General features: G+C 57.7%; 13 protein-coding genes. 6 read left to right on the top strand and 7 right to left on the bottom strand.

Features of this window, described 5'->3' with window-relative positions; translation table 11 throughout:
* From AC2FND_RS18425 to AC2FND_RS18415, 3 genes are all read right to left on the bottom strand, one after another.
* Positions 1-884, bottom strand: an 884-nt coding sequence (locus AC2FND_RS18425; RefSeq protein ID WP_496771213.1) for a 4Fe-4S dicluster domain-containing protein, incomplete at its 3' end; no start/stop codon positions are given.
* A 4-nt stretch (positions 885-888) separates the two neighbouring features.
* Complete coding sequence (locus tag AC2FND_RS18420) at positions 889-1989, bottom strand: FAD-binding protein (RefSeq protein WP_496771212.1); 1101 nt, start codon at positions 1987-1989, stop codon at positions 889-891.
* Positions 1990-2038: 49 nt separating this feature from the next.
* Positions 2039-3478 (bottom strand): FAD-linked oxidase C-terminal domain-containing protein, encoded by a 1440-nt coding sequence (locus tag AC2FND_RS18415; protein ID WP_480488165.1) that lies wholly within the window; start codon positions 3476-3478, stop codon positions 2039-2041.
* A gap of 80 nt (positions 3479-3558) precedes the next feature.
* Here AC2FND_RS18415 and AC2FND_RS18410 point away from each other — a divergent pair, with 80 nt between their 5' ends.
* Together AC2FND_RS18410 and AC2FND_RS18405 are read left to right on the top strand one after the other, a co-directional pair.
* Entirely contained in the window at positions 3559-4269 is a 711-nt protein-coding gene (locus tag AC2FND_RS18410) for a DUF599 domain-containing protein (RefSeq protein WP_496771214.1), read from the top strand.
* Between the two features lie 35 nt (positions 4270-4304).
* The gene (locus AC2FND_RS18405) at positions 4305-4652 is read left to right on the top strand and encodes a hypothetical protein (RefSeq protein ID WP_209507234.1); all 348 of its coding nucleotides are present in this window, start codon (positions 4305-4307) and stop codon (positions 4650-4652) included.
* A gap of 3 nt (positions 4653-4655) precedes the next feature.
* Here the strand turns inward: AC2FND_RS18405 and AC2FND_RS18400 are convergent, their stop codons facing one another.
* The 4 genes from AC2FND_RS18400 to AC2FND_RS18385 form a co-directional block, all read right to left on the bottom strand.
* Complete coding sequence (locus AC2FND_RS18400) at positions 4656-5141, bottom strand: flavodoxin family protein (RefSeq protein ID WP_496771211.1); 486 nt, start codon at positions 5139-5141, stop codon at positions 4656-4658.
* A gap of 1 nt (position 5142) precedes the next feature.
* Positions 5143-5613 (bottom strand): 23S rRNA (pseudouridine(1915)-N(3))-methyltransferase RlmH, encoded by a 471-nt coding sequence (gene rlmH / locus AC2FND_RS18395; protein ID WP_496771210.1) that lies wholly within the window; start codon positions 5611-5613, stop codon positions 5143-5145.
* A gap of 44 nt (positions 5614-5657) precedes the next feature.
* A complete protein-coding gene (gene rsfS / locus AC2FND_RS18390) occupies positions 5658-6017 on the bottom strand; it encodes a ribosome silencing factor (protein WP_209599225.1) in 360 nt (119 codons plus the stop codon).
* Between the two features lie 164 nt (positions 6018-6181).
* Positions 6182-7534 (bottom strand): mechanosensitive ion channel family protein, encoded by a 1353-nt coding sequence (locus AC2FND_RS18385; protein ID WP_496771209.1) that lies wholly within the window; start codon positions 7532-7534, stop codon positions 6182-6184.
* A gap of 115 nt (positions 7535-7649) precedes the next feature.
* Here AC2FND_RS18385 and AC2FND_RS18380 point away from each other — a divergent pair, with 115 nt between their 5' ends.
* From AC2FND_RS18380 to leuD, 4 genes are all read left to right on the top strand, one after another.
* Positions 7650-7745: an isopropylmalate isomerase gene (locus AC2FND_RS18380; RefSeq protein WP_245220657.1), complete on the top strand. Its 96-nt coding sequence runs from the start codon at positions 7650-7652 to the stop codon at positions 7743-7745.
* A 43-nt stretch (positions 7746-7788) separates the two neighbouring features.
* Entirely contained in the window at positions 7789-9192 is a 1404-nt protein-coding gene (gene leuC, locus AC2FND_RS18375) for a 3-isopropylmalate dehydratase large subunit (protein WP_209507239.1), read from the top strand.
* A gap of 37 nt (positions 9193-9229) precedes the next feature.
* Complete coding sequence (locus AC2FND_RS18370) at positions 9230-9772, top strand: HdeD family acid-resistance protein (protein ID WP_480920239.1); 543 nt, start codon at positions 9230-9232, stop codon at positions 9770-9772.
* A 41-nt stretch (positions 9773-9813) separates the two neighbouring features.
* Positions 9814-10293 (top strand): 3-isopropylmalate dehydratase small subunit (leuD, locus tag AC2FND_RS18365; RefSeq protein WP_496771208.1); only part of this gene is annotated, 480 nt, incomplete at its 3' end.

The following is a 10293-nucleotide window of genomic DNA, read 5'->3' as shown; positions in this document are numbered from 1 at the left end:
ATCGCGATACCCGAGACCCGTGCGGCATCATCCGAGAGCGTGTCGTTCCGGAACATATGCCCGTAATCCTTGACCGTCGTCCCACAGCCCGAGGTGTTGATCACGATGGCGTCCAATCCGTCGCCGTCCATCTCGCGAACCCAGGCTCTGATATTAGCGATTGCGGCTGCATGGCTGTCTTTCACCTTTCCCATGTGATGGGTCAGTGCTCCACAACATCCAGCACCCTCAGCCACCACAACCTCACATCCCAGCCGGGTCAGCAGACGGATCGTGGCGTCATTAATGTCGGTATTCAGCGCTTTCTGCGCGCATCCCGTCATCAGGGTCACCCGCTTTTTCCGCTCGCCTTCTGGCGCAAAGCTTTGTGGATCATCATTACGGCTGACCGGTGGAATGTTCTTGGGCGCCATGTCCAGCATGGCACGCAACCGGGCATCTGGCATCAGAAACCGGAACGGGCGACCCAGTTTAGCCCCGATCAGGGCCCAGCGAAAGCGCATCGGATAGGGCAGGATCTGCGCAAGAACCCAACGCAAAATGCGATCCGTCAAAGGGCGCTTGTAATTCGCCTCGATATATTCACGCGCGTGATCGACCAGATGCATGTAGTGCACCCCTGATGGGCAAGTGGTCATGCAAGCCAGGCAGGACAGGCACCGGTCGATATGTTTGACCGTCTTTTCGTCGGGCTGCCGCTCGTTTTCGAGCATATCCTTGATCAGATAGATGCGCCCGCGCGGACTGTCCAACTCGTCGCCTAGAACCTGATAAGTCGGGCAAGTCGCCGTGCAGAATCCGCAATGGACGCAATTTCGCAGAATTTCGTTTGCGCGCTTGGTTGCCGGGTCTTGCAGCTGCCGTTCAGTGAATGATGTCTGCATAAACCTATCCCATCAGCCCCGGTTTAAACAAACCACGTGGGTCAAACTTCGCGCGCAATCCCTTTGTTAGGGTCGAGACGGCCGCGGTTTCCGGTTGAAAGCGCCCCAGTCGCGCGACCGTTTCTGCGTCCGCTCGTACAAGTGTCGCGTGGCCAGAAAACACACCTAGACGCGCGCGCAGATCCGTGCCCTTCGGGACGCGCAGCCAGACAAGTCCGCCGCCCCAGTCAAACAGCAACTGATCCGCTTCAGCACGCGCAGAAACTTCGGCCGCATCTCCGGGTTTTACGGAAAGCCGCCAGACATCCCCGACCTGCCCCTGAAACGGATGAGCATCGCGGATACCAGCCCAAAGCATGTCTGCACCTGCTTCCTCTGTAATCTCACCAAACCTGGACAGTTCAGCCGTCAATCTGCCTGTGCGATATGCGACCGAGCCCGTGAAACCTTCGACCCTAAGCAGGGCTTTTCCAGCGTCAGGATCATACGCAGCCCCCGTTACCTCGAACGGAGATCTCAGCGCGGTGGACAGAACCCGAACCGCAGTGCCAGCATCCCGGACCCCAACAGATAATGTTGCCACCCGTTCTGGTTTTGGAAGCACCTTCAGCGAAACTTCGGTCAAAACTCCTAAAGTACCCCAGGACCCACCCATCAATTTGACCAGATCGTACCCGGTGACGTTCTTCATCACGCGACCACCGTTCTTGATCACCTGCCCGCACCCATCGACATAGCGTACTCCTAGCAGAAAATCCCGGCAGGCCCCGGCTTGTATCCGTCGCGGGCCCGAAATATTGGCCGCGACGACGCCGCCAATGGTCGGTTCACCCTGAGTCCCCAGCAATCCGCGATGATCCATCGGCTCAAACGCGAGGTGCTGGCCCTCTGCTTCCAGCACTGCCGTGATCTCTGCCAAGGGCGTCCCCGCCCGTGCAACAAGGGTCAGCGCCCCGGGCTCATAAAGCGTGATACCGCGCAAAGCTCCGGTTTCGATTTCCGCATACGGGCCGGCAATTCCACGCGTCCCGCCTCCGACAATGCGTACAGGGTTTTCCAACCCGGCCACCAGCTTTGCCAGATCGGCCTCAGTCTCAGGTCTCATTGGCTTCATCTTTTCCAAAATACTCCGGGGGCAAGGGGGCAGCGCCCCCTTATTCTGCTGCCATTCGCCGCGGCTCCGACACGTCGAGCGGAAACACTTTGGCCGCGTTAAGCAGCCATTTGGGATCGAAAACGTCCTTAACCGCCATCTGCGCCTCAAGGTCGGCAGGTGAGTATTGATGCGACATCAGATCCCGTTTTTCGATCCCCACACCATGTTCCCCGGTCAGACAGCCGCCCTCGTCAACACACAGCTTCAGGATCTCTGCCCCGAAAGCTTCGCATTTTTCCAGATCGCCGGGTTTGTTGGCGTCGAACAGGATCAGCGGATGCATGTTTCCGTCGCCTGCGTGGAACACATTTCCAACCGGCAGCCCGAACTCCTCACTCAGTTCTCCGATACGACGCAGAACGGTTGGTAAGGCTGACACCGGGATCGTGCCATCCAGACACATGTAATCGTTCAATTGCCCCATGGCGCCAAATGCAGATTTCCTACCCAACCAGATCTTGGCGCTTTCCTCGGCCGACTGGCTTTCGCGCAATTCAACCGGATCATGGCGTTTGGCTATCTCGATGATTTTCGAAAGCTGATAATCGATCTCAGCGTCAGACCCCTCAACTTCGACGATCAGCAGCGCATGGCAGTCGGGATACCCGGCATGGGCAAAGTTCTCGCAGGCCCTGATACACAGTGTATCCATGAACTCGATCGCAACCGGCAATATGCCCGATTTGATGATGTCCGAGACACACTGCCCTGCAACCTCATTGTCATTGAAACCCATCAGGACCGGTCGTGCACCCTCGGGCTTGCGAAGAATACGCAACGTGGCCTCGGTCACCACACCCAGCTGGCCTTCGGACCCACAGATGACACCCAACAGGTCCAGACCTGGTGCATCCAGATGCGCACCACCAATTTCGACAACGCTGCCATCCATCATGACCATGGTCACGCCCAACAGGTTGTTTGTGGTCACCCCATATTTAAGGCAATGCGCACCGCCCGAATTCATCGCGATATTGCCCGCGATGGCACAAGCCAGCTGCGAAGACGGATCGGGGGCGTAGAAGAAATCCTCTTCTTCGACCGCGCCGGTAACGCTTAGATTGGTGCGACCCGTCTGTACTCTGATGAAGCGGTTGTCATAGTCGATTTCCAGCACCTCATTCATCCGTGCGACGCCCAGAATGACGCAATCCGCAGTCGGCAAGGCTCCACCGGCCAGCGAAGTACCCGCCCCGCGCGGCACCACAGGCACGTTTTCGTCATGACAAATGCGCAGAACATCCGAAACCTGCTGTGTGCTTGACGGCAGCACGGCCAGCATTGGCGGGCATCTATAAGCCGTCAAGGCGTCACACTCGTAAGCGCGGGTTTCGGCGGGGTCGTGGATGATCGCCTCTTCGGGCAGAACCCGCGACAGCCGCGCAACAAGCGCAGATTTCCGGCTCAGAACATCCGGGCTTGGCTTTGGCATCTCCATGGCATTCCTCCTTTTGGTAAAATTATATTACCAATTTATCGCACTGGCAAGTTCCCATGCCCGGCCTTACTGTCGCGGCCATGACCTGGATCGAACGTGCCGCTCTTTTTGCCCCTCTAGACTACGCATCATTGCTTTTGCTGCTGGTTGCGTGGCTGTGGATCGGGTGGAAAATCGAACATCCGTCACCGCAGAGGCAATCCGTAGCCCTCATGATGGACGATTACCGGCGCGACTGGATGCGCGAGATGGTGACCCGCCAACCGCGCATGTTTGACGCACAGGTCGTGGCGGCCATGCGGCAGGGCAGTACATTTTTCGCGTCGACCACGATGATTGCCATCGGGGGCGGGCTGGCCCTGCTGGGCAACACCGAAAGACTGGCAGGCGTCGCAATCGACCTCGCCATCGGCAGTGCTCCGGCAATGGTCTGGGAGATCAAAATCCTTTTCGTCGTATTGCTGCTGGCTAACGCATTTCTGAAATATGTCTGGGCGCACCGCCTTTTCGGATATTGCGCCGTGTTGATGGCTGCAGTTCCCAATGACCCCGAAGACCCGCAAACCTATCCTCGCGCCGGTCAGGCGGCCGAGATCTGCGTTACCGCCGCGCGCAGCTTCAACCGCGGTCTGCGCGCCACCTATTTTGCACTGGCGTCGTTGGCGTGGTTTCTTGGACCTGTCGCGCTATTTTTGGGTACAGCGGTCACGTTTGGCGTCTTGTATCGGCGCGAGTTCACCTCACACTCGCGGGAAATACTGATGGCCCGAGCGGCCAGCACGGATACGTGATACCGACACACCGCCACACTGGTTACACTGGTGCGATGCGATACTTGATTCTCTGCGCCATGTTGGCGAGCCCCGCCCTTGCCGACCCACCAACAATCGAACAGGTCCGCACCAGTACGAACGGCGAAACATGGCGGTTCGATGTGACGATCCGGCATCCCGACACGGGTTGGGACCATTACGCCGACGGCTGGCGTGTTCTGGATATGGATGGAAACGAGTTGGGAATGCGCGTCCTGCTCCATCCACACGAAACCGAGCAACCCTTTACCCGCTCTCTGGGCGGGGTGGTCATTCCCGAAGGCATGACTCAGGTGCAAGTTCAGGCACGGTGCATCGTCGACGGATGGAATGAAGGCACCACAGTGGTCAAACTGGATTGACCCTCAGAAAATACCCATGGCCAGACCCGCACCCAAAGCGGCTCCTGTCTCGCGGCATTGATCCAGCTGGTCTTGCGGGATTGTCTTTTCGGCCAAAATGGCCTCGGGCGTTTGTACATGAGTGCAGATGATCAGCGGAGGCTGAACAGCTTTCAATCGCCAACCGGTGGCTATCCGTGCGATCTGACGGGCGGCATTCTCGCCATCCGATCCTGCGCAAATCATCTGCGCATAGGGTCGGCCTTCCAGTTTTCCCAGCACCGGGTAGTAGCAGCGGTCAAAGAATTCCTTCATCAGACCCGAGATTGCAGCCAGATTTTCTGGTGCGCAAAAAATGTAACCATCGGCAGTCAATAGATCTTCCGGCCCGGCTTGATCGGCAGGCATAAGCTTTGTGTCAGCCTCACCTCGCGCCGCTTCGGCCGCGGCTTCGGCCATCTGCCGGGCACCGCCTGTGCGCGAGTGGTAGACAATCAGTAGCTGCCCCATGTCAGACCCGGTGATAGGGGCCACCTGACAGAATGGTCGCGGCCCGGTAAAGTTGCTCGGCCAGCATCACACGGACCAGCATATGGGGCCAGACCATTGACCCGAATGAAATGGAAAAATTCGCCTCAGTCCGCAGAACCGGGTCAATTCCATCCGCACCACCGATCACAAATGCCAGGTCCTGCCGACCCGCGTCGCGCCAATCACCCAGCTTTTTCGCGAAATCGGGCGAGGACATGACACGCCCCCGTTCATCCAGCGTGCACAACACCGCCCCTTTGGGCAGGGCCTTACGCAGCAGCGCGGCTTCGCCTGCCATCCCTGCGTTTTTCTTGTCTTCAACCTCGATCACCTGCGCAGGCCCAAGGCCCAGCGCACGGCCGGTCCGGTCAAATCGGGTCAGGTAATCGTCAAGCAGTGTCTTCTCGGGTCCGGCGCGCAATCGCCCGACCGCAACTATGCTGATACGCATATCTCTCTCGCCTCCGGCCTGTTAATGCAGGCCGGGATGGCGCCTCAGTTCGCTGAGGCGCTGCCGCCCTGAGGCAGCCACATCTTTTCCAGCTGATAGAATTCACGCACTTCGGGGCGGAAGATATGGACGATCACGTCGCCCGTATCGATCAGCACCCAGTCGCCGGTGTCCTTGCCTTCGACCTTCGAGGTGAAACCGAATTCCTGCTTGATGCGATCCGTCAGCTTTTCCGCCATGGCGGAAACCTGACGGGTCGACCGACCCGAGGCAATCACCATGTGATCCGCAACCGATGATTTGCCCTGCAGGTTGATCTGCACGACGTCTTCGGCCTTGTCATCGGAAAGTGAGGAAAGGATACGCTCAAGCAGCTTGTCGCTGATTGACTGAGAGTGGGCCATTATGTTGACCCCATCATCGGCAGGCAAACCCGCCTGTGTATGTAGAGACAGGACATAGTCCTCCTTTGCTGCGCGCCGCGAAACCCCGGCGCCGGGGTACTAATAAGGTAGCAAGGGGAATGCAACATTTCAATGAATGCACGCTGCAGGGCGTCCACAGACGCTTACTCTGTGATGATCTGTTGCGCAGTTGCGCCGTCCGGTAACAGTCGGATTTCGCGCTGTGGGAAGGGGATCGAGATGCCATCTTCCTTGAATGCGTCCCAGAGCGCCAGATAGACATTGCCCCGGATATTGGTCAGCCCCTTTGTTGGGTCGCTGATCCAGAACCTCAGCACATAATCCACGCTGCTGTCACCAAAACCGGTGATGTGGCAAACCGGTTCATGTTTGCCGCCGCTCAGGACCCGGGCAACCGCCTTTACCGCCCTGATTGCGGTTGCGCGCACTTTATGCGGATCGTCGTCATAGCTGGTACCAAAATCCAGATCCAATCTCACGAACCGGTCGGAATGAGACCAGTTCACCACCTGGTTGGTAATCAGATCTTCGTTTGGGATCAGGTACTCGCGTCCGTCCCGTGTTACAACCGACACATATCGCGCGCCAAGCGAGTTGATCCAACCGAACGTATCCCCCAACGAGATCACGTCGCCCGGCTTGATCGAGCGGTCCATCAGGATGATGATCCCCGATATCAGGTTCGACACCACTTTTTGCAAACCGAACCCGATACCCACGCCGATGGCGCCGGACAAAAGCGCGATGCCGGTCAGATCGAACCCCAAAGTGCGGATCGCAGCCATAAAGACTGCCCCGTAAAGCAAAACCTGTATGCCTTTCGACAGTAGCACCTGCATGGAAGGTGTTATGTCGTCATTGCTTTGCAATGCGCGTTCGGCTGCGCGCGTACCGATACGGGCCAGTGTCAGCAGGATGCCAATCAGCAATGTGGCCTTGAGAATCCCAAGGGCCGAAATATGTAGATCCCCGATGGAAATCGCGACTCCATCAAGAAAACCCGCGACATCATCCGTCAGATTCAGCGCGACAAGCGTTGCGTAAATCCACATTGCCCATTTGAAAATCCGGCGAAGCGTGCGGTTTTGGACCAGTCTCGCGACCAGTGCTATCGCCAGCCATGCCGCCGCCAACGTAGCTATCACCCCTATGATATAGCTGCGCGATGGCCAGGTGAGTTGCTGCATGATCAGATAAATTGCCCAGGAAAGCAGGATGAAGTAGAGCAGCGCCAACCGCCGCATCAACTGCACCAGAATTCGCAGCCGCCATTTCGGCCATCCTGTACGTGAACGGGCCCAACTATCCCATTTGGACTGAGTCAGAAACTTCAGCAGCAAAGCCAGCGCCCACAGTAACAGGATGATGAGCAGTTGATATTGTCGCCAGCCTGGCGTGACGATCAGATCAAGCAGCTTCTCGAACTGCGCGGAAAAAGCCGCAACCATGTTGTTGTAGAGGTCCGTCAGCGTACTGGGGATCAGGTCTTGGTTCATACACGTCTCCTGCGGGTCAGCTTGGACAGCAATGCGGGGCGATGCAAGCCTGACACTGGTTTTGAACCTTGATTGCCGGATGGGCGCGGTATATCTGAACCGCATGAGACTCAATGTGGCCCAACTTCAGAATCTGGAAGATCGCGCGCGCTTGCGTGAACGGTTCTTTGGCGCTGCCCGCACGGTTCTGGCGCGCCTATCCGTCGCCTGAGCCAACTCGCCAGCTATTTCTCATTACATACGGGAGAGGACCGATGTCCCCCAAGACACTCTATGACAAGATTTGGGACGCCCATGTCGCGCACGAAGCCGATGATGGAACCTGCCTGCTTTATATCGACCGCCATCTGGTGCACGAAGTTACCAGCCCGCAGGCTTTTGAAGGGCTGCGCATGGCAGGCCGTAAAGTGCGCGCGCCGGAAAAGACCATCGCTGTACCGGACCACAACGTGCCGACCACACCGGACCGCATGAACGGGATCGAAAACCCGGAATCACGCATTCAGGTCGAGGCGCTGGACAAGAACGCCAAGGATTTCGGCATTCACTACTACCCGGTGAATGACGTGCGCCAGGGCATTGTCCACATCGTTGGCCCGGAACAGGGTTGGACCCTGCCGGGTATGACCGTTGTCTGCGGCGACAGCCACACAGCGACTCACGGTGCATTCGGCGCGCTGGCTCACGGCATCGGCACGTCTGAGGTTGAGCATGTTTTGGCCACGCAAACACTAATCCAGAAGAAGTCCAAGAACATGAAGGTGGAAATCACCGGCAAGTTGCAACCGGGCGTGACCGCCAAGGACATTACTCTGGCTGTGATCGGTGAGACCGGCACTGCTGGCGGTACCGGCTATGTCATCGAGTATTGCGGCGAAGCAATCCGTGATCTGTCAATGGAAGGTCGCATGACCGTCTGCAACATGGCAATCGAAGGCGGGGCTCGTGCCGGTCTGATCGCGCCGGATGAAACAACGTTCGAATATGTCAAAGGCCGCCCGCACGCGCCGAAAGGCGCGCAGTGGGAAGCGGCTCTGACATGGTGGAAAACGCTCTTTACTGATGAAGGCGCGCATTTCGACAAGGTCATCACCCTGCGCGGCGAAGACATCGCGCCGGTCGTGACCTGGGGCACCAGCCCCGAGGACGTTCTGCCGATCACCGCAACCGTCCCGAACCCCGAAGATTTCGAAGGTGGCAAAGTCGACGCGGCCCGCCGCTCCATCGAATACATGGGGCTGAAAGCCGGCCAGAAGCTGAGCGAAGTTGAGATCGACACCGTCTTTATCGGTTCGTGCACCAACGGCCGGATCGAGGACCTGCGGGCCGCCGCCGAGATTCTGAAAGGCAAAAAGATCAAGGATGGCATACGCGCCATGGTCGTTCCGGGCTCGGGTCTGGTCCGCGCACAGGCCGAAGAAGAAGGTCTGGCGGATATCTTCAAAGAAGCCGGTTTCGAATGGCGCCTGGCAGGATGTTCGATGTGTCTGGCGATGAATCCCGACCAGTTGCAACCGGGTGAACGCTGCGCCGCGACTTCGAACCGCAACTTCGAAGGCCGTCAGGGCCGGGGTGGGCGCACCCACCTGCTAAGCCCGGCAATGGCCGCCGCAGCAGCAATCACAGGACGGCTGACAGACGTTCGTGAAATGATGTAAGCTACCCTCATAACTGGATATTTGAGGGATTGAAGACATGAGTGACTGGACAAAATGGCTATTGCTTGGACTTCTGTCCATCGTGTTCGGCATCTTTGTGCTGGGCGCACCGGTCGTGGCATCAATTACTGTGACGGTGGTCACAGGTGTATTGCTGCTGATTTCGGGCGCATTGCAGGTTGTCGGCGGCTTCACCGTCGAGGGGGCCGGCAACAAGATACTGTCACTTATCATGGGTGTCGTGATGCTGTTTCTGGGCTGGTCCTTTCTGGATCACCCACTGCAAGGAACGCTGACACTGGCGACCGTCTGCCTGATCCTGTTCATGGCTGGCGGCATTGCCCGCGTGATCCTGTCGTTCCAGATGCGCGGAACACAGTATTTCTGGGCGACGCTGGTCTCGGGCATCATGTCGATTGTTCTGGCGATCCTGATCTGGCGCTTTGCCGCGATGGATCCTTCGGTGCTGCTGCAATTGCTGGGCATCCTGCTGGGGATCGAGATGATCTTTAACGGGCTCGGCCTTGTCTTCATGGCGTTCTTCGTCAAGGACGCACCAAAAGAAACGAAACAAGCTTAACGCGGGGTCTGGGCGCGGCCCTCTCCCGCAGGAGTGTGAACATGGATAAGTTTGAAAAAGTCCACGGGGTGGCCGCCCCAATGCCGCTGATCAATATCGACACCGATATGATCATTCCGAAAGTGCACCTGAAAACAATCAAACGGTCCGGCCTGGGCGTCGTTCTGTTCGACGAGATGCGCTATCACGATGACGGTCAGGAGAATGAAGAATTCATCCTGAACAAACCTGCCTATCGCGAGGCCGAGATTCTGGTTGCAGGCGACAACTTCGGCTGTGGGTCCTCACGCGAACACGCGCCCTGGGCGATCAAGGATTTCGGCATCAAGGTCGTGATCTCGACCAGTTTTGCCGACATCTTCTTCAACAACTGTTTCAAGAACGGCATTCTGCCGATCGTTGTCGGGGCAGAACACCACGCGATCCTGATGGATGATGCGCACAAAGGCGAAAACGCCCGCATGACCGTACATCTGGAAGACCAGCAGATCACCACATCGGACGGTGTCGTGATCGATTTC

The organism is Ruegeria sp. BHSB056 (genome assembly GCF_059613305.1).
Note: the sequence above shows the minus strand (reverse complement) of the source record. Positions and strands in the feature narration are given on the sequence as shown.